The organism is Segetibacter sp. (assembly GCF_025963695.1).
In the GTDB taxonomy this organism is placed as follows: domain Bacteria; phylum Bacteroidota; class Bacteroidia; order Chitinophagales; family Chitinophagaceae; genus Segetibacter.
Window position 1 is genome coordinate 15,859 of record NZ_JAOQAH010000054.1, and the last position, 19,521, is coordinate 35,379.

The window sequence follows — 19,521 nt, forward strand, 5'->3', positions numbered from 1 at the left end:
ACCATTTGAGTGTTAGTACCGGAAAGGAAGGGCAGTCGAAAAAAGTTCAACAGGGAACAACAGTACAAGGGTGTGACACAACCTTAGTTGAAGCAGGGGTAAAGCCGGCTAAATAATTATTGTGCTAAAAAAGAGCTTGTATATATAATAGTAGCTTTCTATGAGTAGGTGCCAGGTTTCTTAGCGATCGTTACTTTTCATCCTCATTTTTCAGCATAGTAACAGGTTGTAGAACGGCTGGGGGTGTAGTATCACGTTTTTCTACAGGCTGTTGTTTTTCCCCTGAAAAAAAGTGTTCAAAATCTTTTCTGTAAGAAATACTTGCACCCTGCCTGTTGCGGCGCCCTACTGACTGGGCCCCGGTAGAAATGTCAAGGTTATTACGGCTGAAGACGATTGCCCTGATTTTACGGTCTTTAGACAAAACAATTTCGACCGTTAAATCCGGTAGCCATTGAAGATTTCCTAACTGCTGCGACGTAGCCGTATTCGTTCCCATTCTAAAGTCGATGTCTCCACCGAAGGTCACAATGACTTTGTTATTGAAAAGGCTCTTGCCTAATTTGAAATTGACCTTTTGGCGATCAATGGCATTCGTAGCAGTAACATTTCCGCTAAACAAATTACTGCTGTTGTAGACAGACGTGCTTACGTCGAACTGCAAACTGCGATCGCCAGTAATCTTATACAAAATACCAGATACTACATTATTTACCTGTTTAGAAATTAATTCTGAAATAGTGTTGAAACCTAACGTTGCGAAGTTTGCTCCAATGGTTCTTCCCTCACCGTAAGGCGCAAATGAACCAAATACGATGAGATAGGTAACCTGTTTGAGCATTTCATTATTGTCTTTTTCCAATTTACTCAGAAACTGGTTGAACGTCTCATCATTCTTTACCTGTGAGCCAGGAGGGAAATCGATGGCAAAGTCAATATTTGGTTTAAGCAAGTCGCCGGTAATCTTAGCCAATACGTACACATCGCCCTGGTAGCTTTGTACGGTACCGCTTAAATTTTGCGTTCCAACAAGATCTCCCAGGCGTACGTTTTCTGCCACATACAATGCCTCTACCGATAATTTTGCATTGAACGGATCCCCGCTCCATTCAATAAAACTGCCTGCATTTTCTCTTAAAATAAACGGCTTTTTTATAAACGACTGAAAGTTGAAATCATAGCTTCCTTTCTGAATATCGTAACGGCCATTAATAGTCATGTTATCAGTGGTACCAGCATGTATTCTTAAGCGACCGTTACCAACTGCTTTTATAATGTCGCCGGTTACAGGGTCTAAAATAACATCAATCTTGGCAAACGAATTTGCCGTGAGGTCTAAATCGACGGTTATATTGCCCGGGCTTTCTTCAACCACATCCTTCATCTCCGTTCCATATTGCTTAAACACTATAAAGCCAGCTTCAGCGCTTTGACGGGTAGTATTGGTAGGAATGTAAATATGGGAGCTGTCAACCGGTTCTGCTGTTATTTTAATCCGCATATTTTCCTGAGGACCACTAATGTTTAAGGATGCCCGACCGATAGCAGTACCGTAAAACTGGCTGTTATCATTGGCCTTGGTATCTATTAAAAGCATTCGCCTTGTAGTAAGATCCAAATCGTACCTGACATCTTTGAACTGCCGCTGGTAAAGCTTTCCCGAAACCTGGCCTACATTTCCAAATTTGTCTTTGATATTAAATGTTCCAAAGTCAATTGCCCCCTCTGTAAAAGTAAAAGTTGCGGCATCAACAAAATATTGAACCCGGGTAAAGTTTACTAACAAGCTTCCTTTTGTTAACGTAACCTGACCCAGTAATTCGGGCTTTTTCGGATTGCCGTTTATATGCAGTTCGCCTGTTGCTAAGCCCCGCACATCAGTAAAAATTGTATTTAGGAATTTATTTAGAATATTGATTTTAGTATTATCTAATTTAATTGAGGTAAGCAAGGGAATGCCAGTAGTATCAGCGAGATTATAACTACCACTGGCGATAAACTTGTAAAATTCATTATCAGATGTCACATTGAACCCAATCTTGCCATTGCTGCTGTTGTAATTGCCTCTAATACCTACTACACCTACAGAATCGTTGTCCATTCTAAACTGTTCTGCTTTTAAATCCGCGTCGATTTTAAACTTTCCAAAAAAGTCGCTCATCACCACTTGTCCTGATGCAAGCCCTTCTAACCTTGGGTTGGTAGTAAGAAATGGTGCAAAGTCACCGATATTAAGGCTTTGCAAGGTTACAAGCAGGTTACTTTTATTAAACTCTTCATCATAAGTTGTTTTAACTTCTATATGCTGATCATTCTGCGTAAACCTTACATTTTCTGCTGAAACAAAATTCTTCCTGATACTAATTTCGCCTTCTTTTTCTAAGATCCAGCGCTTGTCGTTGATTACAAAGTCGGAAGGGTTGAACTTAATTTTAACCCCATCCGAAAAGGTGGTGAGATCGGCATTTAGGTTAAGCTCGTTAAGTGTACTATTTGCTTTTGTTTTGATACTGATCTGCGACAAATCCTTTTGCGACAAAATGGTGATTGTGCTATTGGGAAACCCGGAGCTATCGCTTAACCAGATGTTTTCAATATTTCCGTTCAATTGCAAAACGTCAAGATTACCTCTTCCGTTTAAAGCGATGTTGTTAAACCTGTACTTCTTAAAAGCAAAAGCGGGAATGTCTGCATTTAGTTCAAATACTGTATCAATCGTATTTATAGTGCCAGAAATGCTGCTATTACTAAAACCAGTTAAGTCTTTATTAAAGAGCAACGTATAGCCGGCGATGTCTTTTGTATTTACAATAAAATTGAATTGCTGATCTTTTACATTAGCCCTCGGTTTATTGATATAAGCCGGATAGTACTTATTAAGAAAGATTTGAAAGGTGTTAGGCAGATCGAGAATGTTGTATTCGCCTTCAACAGAAGCATCGAATTCATTACTAGTTAAAGACAGCAATCTTCTGCGACCTTCAAAGTGCGATTGTAGACTGAGTGAGTCGAAGTTCAACTGCACACTATCTTGTATTAGGTTAGCATTGAACACCTTCACCGATCCAAGAAACTGATCAATGTTTTTTCCGCTGAAGTTTAAGTCAAACAAACCGCTCAGTTCCAGTTGTTTGTTGTACAGGTGTAGCTTTTGAAAGTTGCTATGAGCAAGATCGGCCAGTAGGTTGAAATGAGGTTGAGCATTCCTGAAATCCATTTTAACAGTGGTAACAAAATCTATATTATCATCATCAATTTTTACTGTTCCGTCAAATTGTTTGCGCGCAAACGTTCCTTCAATATCTATTTTGCGGTAGTTGTAATCTTTAAAGTTGAACTCACTAATCTTTCCGGTTACGCTTGTTTTTAAACTATTAACCGTTAAACCTACTCCTGTAACCGCGCCATCAAAAGACAACGTACCCATATCTTTAATCTGCAAAAACTTACCGAGATTAAATTTATCGGTACCAAGGTGACCGTGATAAATAGCAGCAGTTTTGTCGGGTAATTCCATTCGGATATCAGTATGGAAACCTCCAAGGTTCGTACTAAAAACGCCGGTAGTTGAAAAGTTTTTAATTGTTCCTTTAAAGTTTCCTTTAAACTTTACCTGCCCCAGGCTCGAAAGGGAGGGGTTGTCTATTTTGCCGATTGCCGGTAAAAAAGAAACAGCATCACGATAGGTGGTTTGCACGTTTCCCGACTGAAAATTGATAAATGTTTTATTGATATCAGGAAGACCAACCATTGTAACGTCGCCACTAATTGATGTGCTGCCTCCTGCTCGTGCAAATAGATTTTTTATTGAAATATTTCCAACAGTTCCTTTCCCGGTTCCTGATATGCTTATTCTTTTTTTCCAGGTCTTCGCAGCGGGAACAAAATAGGCAAGGTCATCACTATCAATTTCAGAATTATTAAACCGTGCGTCCATCGTAACCTTCTCAAGGAAATTCGAGAAGTCTTTGGTGAAGTCGTTATAACTGAGGGCAAAATAGTTGTGCAAACGCGTTCTTGGAGTAAGCAGCTCAAGCTTGGCAAACTCCATTATTTGGGGAGTAAGTTTAAGGGAGGTTTTTAGCTTTCGCAAATCGAAACCGCTCCTTTCTTTTGTTGCCAGGTCTATGTTAACTTTAATAGTATCTTTTATAAAACTAACTTTTGTAAAGCTTCCATTTATTTTATCCAAGCGTAAATTAAGCGGATCAAAATAGGAATAAGGAGCACGATCCAAACGCTTCAAGTTCTGGAAAGTACCATTCCTAATGTTTATTTTATTGACAAGCAGGCGAAGATCTCCCTTGTTGAAGTATAAGCCGCTAGCTTTTTTTGCTGTAGTAATAGCAGCTGTAGGTCTTAATCCTTTGAAGCTGGTAACTGAGAAAAAAGGCCTTTCAAGATCAATCTCTTTTATGTCAAGAAGATTTTTATCTATGTTGATGTCGTTGGCTTCTAACTGTAAATTACCTGCCCTTACTTCCATCAGGTTTCCAACCCACTCATCTTTCTGTACGACAGCAATATTTTTAAAATCAAGCCTTTTGAGATTGAATTTTAAATTGCTCTTTTTCTTTTTGTCTTTAGGTGTAGTAGGAGAAAAATAGTCTACAAGAAACTGGTAGTTCCAGACAGAGTCTTTTCGGTACATATTTATATAGGCATCTTCAAGCCCGATATACTTTAGCACCAGTTCGTCTTTTAAAAAAAACCAGTCTGTAATCCTAACCTTTACCTGGCTTGCATATAAAAGGGTATCTTTTTTTAGGTCTTTAACCAGGGTTCCTTCCAGGTTCATGCTGTTAAATAAAGCAAAGCTTACACGATCTATCCTTACTTCTGTATGAAGATCTTTTGATAAACGTTTTGCTACCTTTTTTACAATTAAGGTTTGCACGAAGGAAGTTTGAATAATAAGCCATATAAAAAGCAGTAACGCAAATATGCTTAATACAATTCTCCCGGTTATAGTAACAAATTTCTTCAGAAAACTACATTTGATTTTTGTAAAAATAAAGAAACCGAGTGGCAGCACAAACTGGATGCGAACTTCTACAAAATAATAACATATAAAGTGGGCGTTGTAATTATTGCGCTTTTAATTACTGCTGGTTTTTCAACCCCAATTACTTAAGCAAATAAAATGCTGGAAAGGCTTGTTCAAAACAATTAACACTAAAATTCCAACCTGCACGGGCCAATTCTTATAGTAATGGTTATTGTGTTATTACCAGCCAATCTTTGGTCAGCATTGTTGTGTCACTCACTTGTACCATAAATCATTTCGGAGCTACATTGGATATTTGAATTGAAACGTCTAATTAAAAGTTTTTTTGCTCATTTCATAACAGTGGCACAAGTGTGCGACGCAACAATGGCTGATTGAAATACGGCTGCCCGTTACAAACAACTTCTTCAAATTACCTTCCCCAAACGGCGTTATTAAAAGCCCCAGCTAATATGCCACTTGTATTGATTGCCTTTCACCATTTACCATTGCTCTTATAGAAATAATGCCTTTCGCAATATTGTTGAGAGGTATCATAAGATGACTTTGGCCTGGGTTTACTCGTTGCTTTTTTAAAGCTTTGCCAGCCGCGTCGAATACTTCTATCAACGTTGTGCCCGCCGGTATTGTCACGCTTAAATTTGTTCCGATAACACTTGCTTTAATGATGAATAAAATTTTATGATTTGAACTAATAATCTCTGAATAGCTGATCTGCCCTTGTATAGAAATAGATTTTAACCGGTAAAAGCTTTGTCCCTCCGCCGTAGGTACTTTCGCCGAATAGTTATTTATAGCTGTATTTGTGGTTGACTTTGTCCTGCTTATTTCGGTAAAGAGGGCTGTTGAACCTGTTCTTCTTTCAATTACATAAACGTCTCCTGCTTCTTCGTGTTGCACCTGCCACTTTAGCTCAAACATATTTCCGGCAGCTCTTCCCCCAAAAGAAACTAGATGAAGGGGTAATGAGCTGCCGGTCGTAATTTTATAAAGGCTGCCACTTAAGGCCAAAGCATATAAAGTACCGTTAAGGGACTCGGCAAATGACGAAATTTGCGGCCATGAAGATTGCATGGTAGTATTCCAGCCTCCGCTTCCATTAGACTTAATTAACCATCCGTTTCCACTTACGAAATCGCTGCAAATATAATATCCCTGCAAGGAGGGAAATTCGGAGCCCCTGTACACATAGCCCCCTGTTATAGAAAATCCACCTGTCGTATTGTTGTGTGGATATTCAAAAATGGGCGAGACATTGTTTGGTTTAGCTACACAGCTTTTGTAAGCATGGGTGCCCTCAAAGCAAGACCAGCCATAGTCTTTATTCATCCTGTTCGATGCTGTTACCAAGTTCACTTCCTCCCAAAGATTTTGACCTACGTCTGCAAGCCATATATCTCCGGTTTGTTTATCGAAAGACCACCGCCACGGATTTCTTAAACCAGTAGCAATAATTTCTTCTTTTATGGATGTGCTGCCAACAAATGGGTTGGTAGGTGGGATTTTATAAAAGGGTGTAACCGGATTATTTACGTCTATCCGCAACATTTTTCCTAATAAGGATTGTGGTTTTTGGGCATTGTTATCAGGGTCTCCTCCTGAGCCACCATCGCCTGTTGCAAAATATAAATACCCGTCTGGTCCAAATAATAAATGTCCTCCATTATGGTTCGAAAATCTTTTAGGGATTGTCAACAAAACAACTCCTGATGAAGGATCTGCAATATTATCGTTGGTTCGCCGATAACGTGCAATTGTAATGGCACCGGCAGTGTTTGTATAGTAGATAAAGAAATACCCTAAATCTTTATAAGCAGGATGAAATGCCATACTTAATAATCCCTGCTCCGCATTGGCAGCAGTAATTATAGAAGTTACATCAAGGAAAGCTGTAGGTAGAAGGCTATTATTTTTCCAAATCCTTATTTTTCCGGTTCGTTCAACTATAAAAAGCTGGTGCGAGCTGTCGTTTGCCTCTACCATATAGACTGGTTGAGACAGGCCTGAAACAACAGGTTGAAAGGAAATTAACGGTTGTGAAAAAACAAAGATGGGTGCAATAAGTAATAAAAAAGGGAGTAGAGTCTTTTTCATGATAGAAACGGTTATGCCTTCTACAATCACAAATTATACCCCTTCCTATTATCCGCAAATGCGTTTAAGTAAGTATTTATTTGGCCAGCGTTATCAATTCGGCCATGTCAATACCTTTTTCGTACGCTTTTACGAACTGGCCTTTTTTATCGTATACGGCGGAAAACGGGGTAAACTTAACAGCATAAAACTGGGTAACCATCCTGGAAGGATCAGTGCCGATTTTTATAGAGGGGAACCTGTTTAGTTTATAACGATCAGCAAAATTTACCATGTCGCGAAAAGGCCGGCTTGTAATCATTACAATTTGCAGGTTACTTAAGTCTTTCATCTTGGTAATTATCTCTTCAGTTTCAAGTTGGCAGTGACCACAATCAGGACTGAAATATAAAATGAGGGTTGGCTTTTTATCCTTCAGATTTACTTTGCTAAACCAACTGCTATCGGGCATTTGAATGCTAAAAGATGGAATGGTCGCATTTTTTTGATAAGGTGCAAGTGTATCCGTTTTACTGATACCTGTATTTGTTTGAGCCGTAATTGAGAAAGATATAAGTAGTAACGTTAATAACGTAAGTAAAGAGCGCATAATTTTTTTCATTACTTGTCAAATATTCAACCAAAAATAAAGCATAGCCAGTTAGAATAGCGCATTTGAGGTGGCCGATTGTTAAATTACACTTTCACCTTCAATCACTATTTTTGGCGCTTAAACCTAACTACCGGAGAAATGAACTTCAACTTGAGTCAAATACCAGAGAGAACAGCACAGCCACGGCAAAATGGATTAACAATGATTATGGACAAAGGGTTAAGTATTTCTGAGGCAGAAAACCTTATGAGCGTTGGTTCTTCTCACATTGATATTGTTAAGCTCGGTTTCGGTACTGCATTCGTTACTCCAAATCTTCGTCAAAAGATAGAAATTTATCAAAAGGCCGGAATGGCCGTATACTTTGGCGGAACTTTGTTTGAAGCTTTTTTAATAAGAAATGAGTTTGAAGGATATATTGCTATGATGAAAGATTATGGTATAAAACATGTTGAAGTAAGTGACGGATCTATCACTATACCACATGCGGAAAAATGTGGCTATATAGAAAAGCTTACAAAATTTGGAACTGTTCTAAGTGAAGTGGGCAGTAAAGATGCGGCCCATATCATTCCACCCTACAAATGGATTGAATTGATGCGGGCAGAACTGGAGGCGGGTTCAACTTACGTGATTGCTGAAGCCAGGGAAGCTGGTACGGTAGGTATATATCGAGGTTCAGGTGAAGTAAGAGAAGGCTTGGTTCAGGAAATCCTGACACAAATACCAACAGAGAAAATTATATGGGAAGCTCCGCAAAAAGACCAGCAACTATACTTTCTTGAGCTAATCGGGTGCAACGTAAATCTTGGAAACATAGCTCCAACTGAAATAATCCCTCTTGAAGCAATGAGGATCGGTTTGCGTGGCGACACTTTTCACTTATACCTCGATAACAAAAATTGATAATGAGAAAATTCGGGTTAATAGGTTATCCATTATCGCACTCTTTTTCCCCGGCTTATTTTGCAGAGAAATTTGAAAGAGAACATATTTTCGATTGCTTTTACGACTTGTATCCAATTGAAAACATTAGTGACTTCGCTAACCTTATCATTAGCAACCCTGGTTTGGAAGGGATAAATGTTACGATTCCGTATAAAAAATCGGTGATATCTTTTCTAAATGAAAAAACGGAAGCAGTTGAAAAAATCGGTGCATGCAATTGCATTAAAATAAAAAACGGGAGTTTAACCGGTTATAATACAGATGTGATCGGTTTTGAGAAATCACTTTCCTCTAAACTTACAGGTAGTCATACTAAAGCGCTAATACTTGGTACCGGCGGCTCTGCGGCTGCTGTTGAATATGTACTGATAAAATTGGGCATCCACTATTCTTTTGTTAGTCGGAATAGCGAAACAGGAAAAAGAAGTCTTTCTTATAATGAGCTAACAAAAGAAATTTTGGGACAACATAAGCTCATTATTAATACAACTCCGCTTGGTATGTTTCCTAATGTAGACAAGTGTCCCGGGATACCATATGAATTTCTAACTACTGATCATTATCTTTTTGATCTTGTGTATAATCCTGTTGAGACCTTATTCTTAAAAAAAGCAGCAGAGATGGGAGCTATTACAAAAAATGGCTCAGACATGTTAGTTATCCAGGCAGAAGAAAGTTGGAAAATCTGGAATGAAATTTAAGAGCTTATATCTCCACACATGCAGATGAAGAAGAAAGTAGGTTTGTAAGATTTAGGAAGCAAAGAAGTAAGACTACAAAAAGCCCATTTTTTCTACAGCCTTTTCCGGAACTGAAATCTTCTTTTTAGTAGTGTAATCAAAACATAACATGCCTGTTTTGACTTTTCCCGCAACCAGCCATTCGTCTCCTGGTTTTACTTCTATCTTATAAAAAATATCAAAACCAAGTCTATCAATTCCTGAGGCTGCAACTGATATTTGTATTTCATCTCCATATTTCAGTTCACGTTTATATTCAATCGCAGCATCTGCCATTATTAATCCTGCGCCTTCAAGGTTCAGTTCCGTGTAACCAAAGTGTTGTAGATATTGCTGCCGTGCTTCGTGAACTAAAGATAAGAACACATCATTACCTACATGACCGCCGTAATTTAAATCAGTTATCCTGATCTTTAAGATGGTCGAAAAATTAAACTTATGGGGAAGAGAAACTTTGATTCGTTCCATTAAACAGGAAATAGTGAAATGATTTAACGGATAATCCAAACCAAACCGGCAAGTAAACCTAAGCCCGCTATAGACGACGCTATACGAATCCTGGCTCGGTTAGAATTAGGCTTATGCACAAATGAAGATGATGCTATAACATCATTTGCCCGGCTTTTTCTTGCATCTTGTTCATCTAAAATTTTTTCTATCTTACCCCAAACCCTTGCGGGCGGCATAATTAATCGTTCTGTCATAGTAGAATTGAAAGTGTGAGAAGAGGTTTTTAGTTTTTTCTGCAGGTTTTCCAAACGCTCTTTTTCAGGATTAGGTGAGACATTGTAAAGACAACTTTGAGATAGACTGTTTTTCATGATCTGTTGGTTTTTATTCTATATCATATTAATTTAATGTTCGTCCATGTCGGGCAGCGAACTATAAATTATATAACACAGTTATTGGGTTATTTATTATTACAGACGACCTATTTATTCGTTTAGTTGCAGTTTTCTTAAACAATTCTCTAAATGCAACTATTTTTCCCAACTGTGGACAAAAATGACGCCAGTTTCATTGTTGCTTTTTTCCTGTGGCTATACTGGTTTTTTTCTGCCAACACCATTTCCGCAAAGGTTTTATTAGCTCCATCTGGAATAAAAATGCTGTCATAACCAAAACCTAAATGTCCTTTTGCAACTTCTGTAATTTCTCCTTCACAAATTCCTTCAAACAGTTCCTCAGAATTATTGATAATAAGCGAAATCACTGTTCGAAACCGGGCCTTTCTGTTCTCTGCACCCTTTAGTGCATGCAGCAGCTTTTGTAAATTATCGTTGGCACTTTTTCCTTCTCCTGCATATCGGGCGCTTTTTACTCCTGGTTCACCGTTTAGCGCCTCAACTTCTAACCCCGTGTCTTCGCTAAAACAATTCTCACCTGTAACAGCATGAATAGTTTTTGATTTTTCACTTGCGTTTTCCTCTAATGTTGCATGCGGCTCAGGTATGTCAATGTTTATTCCTGCCTCTTTTAAAGAAATAACCTCAAAAAAATCTTCAATAATGCTTCTTATTTCTTCAACCTTATTTTGATTGTTCGTAGCAAAAATTATTTTTTTCATGTTTCAAAGTGGGAATAGAGGTAAAATTTTTAATTAACAAGGAGTTAAGATCGTTATTAATCAAAGGGACGGGTAGAAGGATTTTTATACAAAATTCTTAAAAACTAACTTATGATACCAGCAGTATTATTTCAATTTGTCATCGTTGCGTCGCAATCCGTTCGGCCACAAGTCCGCTAGCATCGTTGTCAACCTCTTATTCTTTTAAGCAATATTAAATACATTCTTAAGGCTAAGCCATAATTTGGTTTTCAATAGTTTCCCTTCTACTCCAGCTTTATTAATATGAGTAAGTGGAGGAGCAACCATAATGGTAGATCCCGAAAATTTCTGCACCTGGAAAGCGGGTATCATAAATGGCAGCTTTATAGCGGAAGGCTCAACATCAAACAACAGAATTGTTTTTGCACCCAATTGTTGTTTTATGGCCTCGTAATCAACCTCCTGTCGCGAATTGTTTATAATAGCTATATCAGCCAAATCAAGATGACAGGCTTTTAAAATACTAGTTAAAAAAATAAGTTCCTCCTCTAATAAAAAAACTGCATCAGGCTGGTGAACTATTATAATTACCCCTTTTTTGTTTTCGCCAAGAAATGCTACTTTATCGAGTGGTTCTATTGCCTCCTGGCCTTTTAATGGCTGTTCTTCCAACTGCGTCTGTACTGCTTCTGCATTATAAGTATCAAGTTCAACCAGACTTCCTTTGTATAATTCTGCTAATAAAAAGTCGGGCAATTGTATTTTTTCTGCACTCATACATCGTCAATATTTATTGCCTTTGCAGGCATTTTTCGTTTCTTTGCTTCAAAATTAATATTTATGGTTGCAGCTCCTCCGATAATTGTTCAAAAGGCAGAAACAAGCAAGCTTCAGTCTTTTTCTTTCGAAAATTTACCTTTTGGAAAATATTTTACCGACCACATGCTCGAGGCAGATTATGAAGATGGTGAATGGAAAAGCGTTGAAATTAAACCTTACCAACCTCTACTCCTCGACCCATCTACGGCTGCTATACATTACGGACAGGCAATCTTTGAGGGTATAAAAGCTTATAAAGATAGCGACGGAAATGCCTTTATATTTCGACCTATAGATAACTACCGGCGTTTTAATATTTCGGCAGAAAGATTAAAAATGCCTCCTGTTCCTGAGGAGATCTTTATGGAAGGAATGCGGTTGTTAGTGGACATCGACAAAAATTGGATTCCAACCGAGGATGATCATTCCTTATATATTCGTCCGTTTATGTTTTCCACAGAAGCGACGTTGGGAGTGAAGCCTTCTAATTCTTATAAATTCTTAATAATTCTCAGCCCTACAGGTCCTTACTATAGTAAGCCTATGCGGATTTACGTGGAAGAAAAATTTTCGCGTGCCGCTCCAGGTGGAATTGGGTTCGCAAAAGCAGCAGGAAATTATGCATCAAGTTTATTGCCTGCTGCTGAAGCTCACGAACGTGGGTACGATCAGGTTTTGTGGACGGATGCAGTTGAACATAAATATGTGCAAGAGATTGGGACAATGAATGTGTTTTTTATCATTGGAGATAAAGCCTACACTCCTGAACTCAGCTCTGGAACTATCTTAGCGGGTGTTACGCGCGACAGTGCCGTCACAGTTTTAAAAGAAATGGGATTTGAGGTAATAGAAGACAGGATCAGTATTGATCAAATTATTGAAGCCCATAAAGCTGGTCAACTGAGAGAAGTTTTTGGGACAGGTACTGCCGCCACTATTTCTCCCATCAAGGAGTTAAGATATAAGGAGTACGTGATGGAGTTCGACGTAGTTAAATGGACAGTTTCAACGGAATTAAAAAAACGTCTTAACGATATCAGGAATTCCAAAGTTGGCGACCCTTACGGATGGATGTTTAAAGTTTAGTAAGAGTAAACGAAAAGCATTAAGATTAATAATGTAAAGACACTTTTTTTCTTAGAATTCATCATTTTTAGAATTAATGAATTCAAAATGGTTTCTTAAAAAATAGTATAAAGATTAAGAAAAGTAGCAAAATTTGGGGTTGCAGGAGATTTTTTTATTCAAGTCTTGGAATTTCAAGTTAATGCTGCTACTTTTGCAATCCGAAAAATTTAAAAGGTAAAAATGCCTACAATTCAGCAATTAGTAAGAAAAGGTAGAGAAATTATAAAGGCTAAAAGCAAGTCTAGAGCACTTGATGCATGTCCACAACGACGTGGTGTATGCACAAGGGTTTATACAACTACTCCTAAGAAACCGAACTCAGCTTTGCGTAAAGTTGCAAAGGTGCGTTTGACAAATAAGATTGAGGTTATTGCTTATATTCCCGGTGAAGGACACAATTTGCAGGAGCACTCTATTGTTTTAATCCGTGGTGGTCGTGTAAAAGATTTACCAGGTGTTCGTTATCACATTGTTCGTGGTAGTCTTGATACTGCCGGGGTAAAAGATCGGAAACAAAGCCGTTCTAAATACGGTACAAAGAAGGCTAAGGCTAAGAAGTAGTAAGAGTAGACTTCACAATGAGGTTATAGAATTCAATAATAAACTAAGCAGCTTAGCTGCATTAAAATAAAAAGAAAATGCGTAAGACGCAACCTAAAAAAATTCCTTTAGCACCAGATCCTCGCTTTAACGACAAGCTGGTCACCCGTTTTGTTAACAACATTATGTGGCAGGGTAAGAAAAGCATTGCTTTGACTATATTTTATGATGCTGTAGACAGAGTGTCGAAGCAAACCGGGGAAGATGGATATGAAATTTGGAAAAGAGCGTTAGCTAATATTACCCCAGGTGTTGAAGTAAGAAGCCGTCGTATTGGTGGTGCTACATTTCAAATTCCTTCTGAAGTTCGCCAGGATAGGAAGATCTCGTTAAGCATTAAATGGATGGTCCGTTTTAGCCGCGAGAGAAATGGACGGAGTATGGCTGAAAAACTATCTAACGAAATAATTGCAGCAAGTAAAGGTGAAGGTGGAGCTTTCAAAAAGAAGGAAGACACGCACCGTATGGCTGAAGCCAACAAGGCTTTCTCTCACTTCAAAGTATAAGGTCTTTCCTCATTATATATTGAAGCCACTCAAATGAGTGGCTTTTTTTGTGTCCATATGTTAAAAAAAAAATATCAAATACTAAAAGTTCGAATACGACGTCCCGCCGGTAAAACACCTCGTTCATTTCATCTATTTTAAGGTAAGTTTTTAAGTGTTTTTTAAGAAGTTTATTAAATTTTTATTTTTTATCCATTCTAAGCAGCCTTTTACCGATAATTCTTGTTTATTATTGTGATAGCATTGTGAAAAACGTTGACTGCGTATTTTGCAATTGCTATTTTTAATTTTCTTTAACTTTTAACTGATTGCTATGCCAAAACATTTAACTGCCCGCAGTTTACTTTTAACTGCATGTCTCCTCTTTTTTTCTACTTTCACTTTCGCCCAGCGCACGGTTAGTGGCAAAGTCACAGGCCCAAACAATGAACCTATCTCCGGTGCTACAGTTACTGTAAAAGGAACTTCTATAGCCACACAAACTAATGCAGAAGGAACATTTACCTTATCAGCTCCTAATGACGGAGGAACACTTGTAATTACTAACGTGGGATTTGAGAACACAGAAGTATCTGCAGCCGGTCGTGGCTTATTGGATGTGACAATGAGACCGTCTAATGCAACCCTTACTGAAGTTGTAGTGACTGGGTACACAACACAGGCAAAAAGAGACATCACGGGTTCGGTAGCTGTCGTAAACGTGAAGGAATTAATTGCCAATCCTGGTTCAAATGTTCAAAGTCTTTTACAAGGTCGGGCTGCTGGTGTTACTGTTGGTACCTCTGGGGTTCCTGGTACCGGTGCCAATGTACGTATTCATGGCTATAGCACCTTTGGTAATAACGAACCATTGTACGTTGTTGATGGCGCTCGTGTTGGGGCTATCACTGAACTGAATCCAAATGATATCGAAAGCCTGCAGGTGTTGAAAGATGCGTCTGCAGCTTCAATTTATGGTTCTGCCGCTGCTGGCGGTGTTATCATTATCACGACAAAAAAAGGAAAACTTGGACGTGCTAAAGTCACTTATGATGCCTATTACGGTAATCAAACTTTCAATAAAAGGCTTGATCTTTTAAATACAGCGGAGTATGGGCAGTATCTTTATTTGTTGGCTCTTAACTCTGGCAACGTTGTAAATGGTCAGTTCAAGCATGGTCAATATGCGGGTCCTACGGGTATAAGTACCACCGGACCTATTATTCCAGATTTTATTTATGCCGGCGGTGGGCAACCAGGCGGAAAGAGTGGTGGAATAGCGGCAGGAGACGCTGCGGCAGATCCTGCCAAATATAAACTTGACTTATTTGACGTAAACGGCCCAGGTACTTATCAAATTGTTCCTGCAAACAAACAGGGCACTGATTGGCTTGGCGCGATACTACAAAAAGCTCCCCAGATGAACCACCAGGTTTCTGTTTCGGGCGGCACTGATAATGCTAACTACCTTTTTGGTCTCGATTATTTTGATCAAAAGGGTATTATATATACGACTCGGTACCAGCGTATTGCACTTAGGTCAAATACCAGTTTTGTTATAAAAAATAAAATAAGGGTAGGGGAGAATTTGCAGGTTAACTTCACAAACAGATCAGGAGTTCAAGGGTTTACAAACCAGGATGAAGGAAATCCTATCTCATTTTCATATCGTCAACAACCAATTGTTCCAGTCTTTGATATCGCTGGAAATTACGGAGGAGCACGGGGTGCTAATTTAGGCAATTCCTCAAACCCCTATGCTAATCTGGACAGACGTAAAGATGCACGTGAAAAAAGGTTAGGTCTGATAGGAAGCATCTATGCTGAAGTTGATTTCTTACGCTATTTTACGTTTAAAACAAATTTAGGCGTTGATTTTGGCAACACCAGCAGCTTCATTTTTACGCCTCCGATTTATGAGAACCCAGAAGGGCGAACAAACATTGCACAGTTCTCTGAAGCGCAAGGGTACGGCTACCAGGCTACCTGGTACAATACTTTGAATTTCAGAAAGTCATTTAACGATGTACATGAGGTTAAAGCGTTATTAGGAACTGAAATAGTTCAAAATCAGGGAAGAAATATAAATGCAAGTGCCTCAGATTTCTTTAGCCTGGATCCCAACTTTCAACAAGTTGCATCTACTCTTAGTCTTACACCGTCTGGTTCCAGTAGCCTTTTTAGAAGCAGAAAGTATTCTCCTGTAATAGCGCAGGTAAATTATGCATTTAAAGACAGGTATTTGTTAAGCGCTTCGTATAGAAGAGACGGATCCTCAGATGCTTTTGGGCCTAACAATAAATATGGAGATTTCCCCGCTTTTAGTGTGGGTTGGCGGGTGTCGGAGGAAGGTTTTTTTAAGAATATTAAAGGTATAAATGATTTTAAAATACGATTTGGCTATGGCGTCTTAGGTAATGATAACATCACCAGCTTTGCCTATCTTAACTTCTTTAGAACAGCAAACGATGCTGGCTATCCTGTAAATGGAAGCAATACAAGTTATACACCTGCACTTCGCCACCAAACCATTGCGAATCCTGATATTAAATGGGAGCAAACGAAAACGGCCACTTTAGGCTTTGACGCCACTTTGTTGAATAATAAGCTTGCTGTAACCGTGGATCTTTACAACCGTGAAACGACCGACCTTTTGTTTGAAAAAGAATTAGATGCGAGTATCTACGGCGGATTTATTTCGAGGCAGCCAATAAATATTGGAAATATGAACAATAAAGGTATAGACCTTTCATTGTCGTACAGAGGTAATTCAGGTAAGGATTTTAGATATGATGTTAGCACTACTTTTTCACTATATAAGAATAGGGTCGGTAAACTTGCTGATCCATTTTTTGAAGGTGACAGAACAAGGATTGATCCATTTAATCGTTCAGTTACCGGCCAGCCTATATCAAGCTTTTATGGATATGTTATCGATGGTTTTTTTGATGACGCTGCCGAACTGGCCACACTTACCCAAGCCGGTAAATTTATCGGTGGTTGGAAATACAAAGATCTTTCTGGTATCGATGGAAAGCCTGATGGTAAGATTACTCCCGAAGACAGAACCTTTATAGGTAGTCCTCATCCGAAATTTGTTATGGGCTTTAACGTTAACATGAGCTTTAAGGGTTTTGACTTTGCCACTTTCCTTTACTGGAAAGCTGGTGGGGAGATAGCCAATTATACACGTTACTGGACTGATTTTAATACTTTCCAGGGAGGCAGGACCAGACGGTTGTTATATGAAAGCTGGACGCCGGAAAACAAAGATGCCAAGCTTCCAAGAATAACGAGTAATGACGCATCTAGTGGTACTTTACCAGTAAATTATTACATCGAACCAGGGGGGTATTTGAGATTGCGTAATCTTAGTTTAGGTTACACGCTTCCCAAAAAGATAATGGATAGGTTTAGTATCGATCGCTTAAGGGTATATGTACAAGTTCAAAACTTGTTTACTATTACTAAATACACCGGGTTAGATCCTGAAATAACTACTGCTAATACCGGGCGTAATGATTATACAAGAAGAAATGCGGATAGAAATTTAGGTGTTGATCTTGGAAATTACCCAACCAATAAATCGGTGATCTTCGGTATTAACTTAGGCTTTTAATTTTGTTAACTGTAAAAGAATTTTATGAAATCGAATAGAAAATATTTTTTTGTTGCAGGAATAGTCTTCCTCTTAGGTGGATTGAGTTCTTGTAAGAAGGAGTTTCTTGAGCCGCAGCCTTACGGTAATTACGCCCCCGAATTGTTGCAAAACAAAAAAGGTATTGAAGGACTGTTGATTGGAACATATGCTCTTCTTGACGGACAAGGAACACCAGGTTCCAGTGGTTGGATGGTTGGCGTTACAAACTGGGTGTACGGAGACGTCGCTTCTGACGATGCTTATAAGGGTACCGATGCCGGTGATCAGCCTCAGATGACGGAGATCGAGTTATGGAACACGCAAGCTGCTAATACTTACTTTTATTACAAATGGATATCTGTGTACGACGGTGTGGCCAGGGCGAATGATGTCCTGAGACTGGCAGAGGACGTTAAGGTACTTACACCTGAAGAGAAAAAAGATTATATAGCTCAAGCCAGGTTTTTAAGAGCTCTTTTTCACTTTGAAGCTAAGCGCATGTGGAACAAGGTGCCATATATTAGTGAGACAACTACCAAGTACGACAACAAAACAGATATTTGGCCCCAGATCGAAGCTGATTGTAAGTTTGCTTACGATAACCTTGCAGCTACACAGTCTCTTGTAGGAAAAGTAAATAAATGGGCTGCAGGTGCTCAGCTTGCAAAAATTCTGATGTATGAGAAGAAATTTGCTGAAGCAAAAGCATTATATGACGTGATCATTAGCCAGGGTGTTACATCTAATGGTAAGACTTATGATTTGCAAAAGGAGTATTGGAAGAATTTTGACGTTAGTTTTGAGAATAGCGAGGAAGCAGTTTTTTCAATGCAAGCTGCCGCCAGTGGCATTGTTGCCGCCGCTGCTGAAGCAAGTTATGAGCTTGCCTATCCTTATGGGGGTGTATGGGGGTGTTGCGGATTTTACCAGCCGTCTCAAAACCTGGTAAACGCTTTCAAGGTAGATGCCAACGGACTTCCTTTTCTGGATGGTACTTTTAATAATAGTAATATTAAAAATGATGAAGGTATTACCTCTAATGATCCTTTTACAAATGATGCAACAATCCCTGTTGACCCTAGATTAGACTGGACTGTTGGACGCAGAGGTATTCCTTATTATGATTACGGCCCTCATCCTGGCCGAAGCTGGATCCGTGACCAGGTGTATGCAGGCCCTTTTAGTCCGAAAAAACACGTTAATAAAAATTCTGATATTGGTGGTTTTACAAACATTAATAACTTTAGGCAAACAGCTAAAAATTATAATATTATTCGCTTTGCAGATGTATTATTGATGGCTGCCGAGGCTGAAATTGAAGTTGGTTCGCTTACAAAAGCTCGGGAATATATAAACCGTGTACGTGCAAGAGCTGCTAATCCCGGAAGCTTAGTGCCTGGGTCTCCCGCAAACTATCAAATAAAACAATACACAGTGCCCTTTGCTGATCAAGCCATGGCAAGACAAGCGGTTCGTTTTGAGAGAAGACTTGAACTCGCAATGGAAGGACATCGTTTCTTTGACCTGGTAAGATGGGGCATTGCGACTGAGGTTTTAAATGCATATGTGACCAAAGAAAAGGAGAGAAGAACTTATAAGAATGCTGCGAGTGCATTTGCTAAAAAGAATGAATATTATCCCATTCCAAACAGGCAGATACAAGTTGCTCAGGTGGCCGGTAACCTACTGGAACAGAATACCGGTTATTAAAATGTTTACATAGTACTATTCTATTTCGTGAATCTCCACCAATCCGGTGGAGATTTTTATTATTTGAAATTCTATCACATCAACTTTCGACATTTATTAACGCACGCTTCCTCTTTTTAAACTTCTAATCCTTACCTTTGCGCCTCGAATCTAATTTCCCTTATTTCAGCATACATGTAAATAGGATTGCCGGTTACAAGTACTGCAA

The 19,521-nt window shown here is 38.9% G+C and carries 14 protein-coding genes; 7 read left to right on the forward strand and 7 right to left on the reverse strand.

Annotation, left to right across the window (positions count from 1 at the left end; all coding sequences use genetic code 11):
• Window positions 1-190: 190 nt before the first annotated feature.
• The 3 genes from JWR87_RS09510 to JWR87_RS09520 all read right to left on the reverse strand — a co-directional run bounded on the left by JWR87_RS09510 (window position 191) and on the right by JWR87_RS09520 (window position 7,691).
• Entirely contained in the window at window positions 191-4,897 is a 4,707-nt protein-coding gene (locus JWR87_RS09510; RefSeq protein WP_297818862.1) for a translocation/assembly module TamB domain-containing protein, read from the reverse strand.
• Between the two features lie 558 nt (window positions 4,898-5,455).
• Complete coding sequence (locus JWR87_RS09515; RefSeq protein ID WP_297818864.1) at window positions 5,456-7,102, reverse strand: PQQ-dependent sugar dehydrogenase; 1,647 nt, start codon at window positions 7,100-7,102, stop codon at window positions 5,456-5,458.
• Between the two features lie 76 nt (window positions 7,103-7,178).
• Window positions 7,179-7,691, reverse strand: a complete 513-nt coding sequence (locus tag JWR87_RS09520) for a redoxin domain-containing protein (RefSeq protein ID WP_297818866.1) — start codon at window positions 7,689-7,691, stop codon at window positions 7,179-7,181.
• A 141-nt stretch (window positions 7,692-7,832) separates the two neighbouring features.
• Between JWR87_RS09520 and JWR87_RS09525 the strand changes: the two genes are divergently transcribed.
• Together JWR87_RS09525 and JWR87_RS09530 are read left to right on the forward strand one after the other, a co-directional pair.
• Complete coding sequence (locus JWR87_RS09525; protein ID WP_297818868.1) at window positions 7,833-8,600, forward strand: phosphosulfolactate synthase; 768 nt, start codon at window positions 7,833-7,835, stop codon at window positions 8,598-8,600.
• 2 nt (window positions 8,601-8,602) lie between these two features.
• Window positions 8,603-9,343: a shikimate dehydrogenase gene (locus tag JWR87_RS09530; protein WP_297818870.1), complete on the forward strand. Its 741-nt coding sequence runs from the start codon at window positions 8,603-8,605 to the stop codon at window positions 9,341-9,343.
• 72 nt (window positions 9,344-9,415) lie between these two features.
• On the opposite strand, the gene JWR87_RS09535 is transcribed toward JWR87_RS09530, so the two are convergent.
• The 4 genes from JWR87_RS09535 to JWR87_RS09550 all read right to left on the reverse strand — a co-directional run bounded on the left by JWR87_RS09535 (window position 9,416) and on the right by JWR87_RS09550 (window position 11,708).
• Window positions 9,416-9,850, reverse strand: a complete 435-nt coding sequence (locus JWR87_RS09535) for a thioesterase family protein (RefSeq protein WP_297818872.1) — start codon at window positions 9,848-9,850, stop codon at window positions 9,416-9,418.
• 23 nt (window positions 9,851-9,873) lie between these two features.
• Window positions 9,874-10,203: a hypothetical protein gene (locus tag JWR87_RS09540; RefSeq protein ID WP_297818874.1), complete on the reverse strand. Its 330-nt coding sequence runs from the start codon at window positions 10,201-10,203 to the stop codon at window positions 9,874-9,876.
• Between the two features lie 149 nt (window positions 10,204-10,352).
• Window positions 10,353-10,949: an RdgB/HAM1 family non-canonical purine NTP pyrophosphatase gene (gene rdgB, locus JWR87_RS09545; RefSeq protein WP_297818876.1), complete on the reverse strand. Its 597-nt coding sequence runs from the start codon at window positions 10,947-10,949 to the stop codon at window positions 10,353-10,355.
• Window positions 10,950-11,153: 204 nt separating this feature from the next.
• On the reverse strand, window positions 11,154-11,708 hold the full coding sequence (locus JWR87_RS09550) for a hypothetical protein (RefSeq protein WP_297818878.1): 555 nt from the start codon (window positions 11,706-11,708) through the stop codon (window positions 11,154-11,156).
• A gap of 63 nt (window positions 11,709-11,771) precedes the next feature.
• Between JWR87_RS09550 and JWR87_RS09555 the strand changes: the two genes are divergently transcribed.
• The 5 genes from JWR87_RS09555 (at window position 11,772) to JWR87_RS09575 (ending at window position 19,313) form a co-directional block, all read left to right on the forward strand.
• Window positions 11,772-12,836 carry a branched-chain amino acid aminotransferase gene (locus tag JWR87_RS09555; RefSeq protein WP_297818881.1) on the forward strand — a complete coding sequence of 355 codons (1,065 nt, stop codon included), beginning with the start codon at window positions 11,772-11,774 and terminating at the stop codon, window positions 12,834-12,836.
• 222 nt (window positions 12,837-13,058) lie between these two features.
• Entirely contained in the window at window positions 13,059-13,439 is a 381-nt protein-coding gene (gene rpsL / locus JWR87_RS09560) for a 30S ribosomal protein S12 (RefSeq protein ID WP_147203296.1), read from the forward strand.
• A gap of 77 nt (window positions 13,440-13,516) precedes the next feature.
• Window positions 13,517-13,984: a 30S ribosomal protein S7 gene (rpsG, locus tag JWR87_RS09565; protein WP_297818885.1), complete on the forward strand. Its 468-nt coding sequence runs from the start codon at window positions 13,517-13,519 to the stop codon at window positions 13,982-13,984.
• A gap of 313 nt (window positions 13,985-14,297) precedes the next feature.
• On the forward strand, window positions 14,298-17,582 hold the full coding sequence (locus JWR87_RS09570; RefSeq protein WP_297818887.1) for a TonB-dependent receptor: 3,285 nt from the start codon (window positions 14,298-14,300) through the stop codon (window positions 17,580-17,582).
• A gap of 24 nt (window positions 17,583-17,606) precedes the next feature.
• The gene (locus JWR87_RS09575; RefSeq protein ID WP_297818889.1) at window positions 17,607-19,313 is read left to right on the forward strand and encodes a RagB/SusD family nutrient uptake outer membrane protein; all 1,707 of its coding nucleotides are present in this window, start codon (window positions 17,607-17,609) and stop codon (window positions 19,311-19,313) included.
• The last annotated feature ends 208 nt before the right edge of the window (window positions 19,314-19,521 follow it).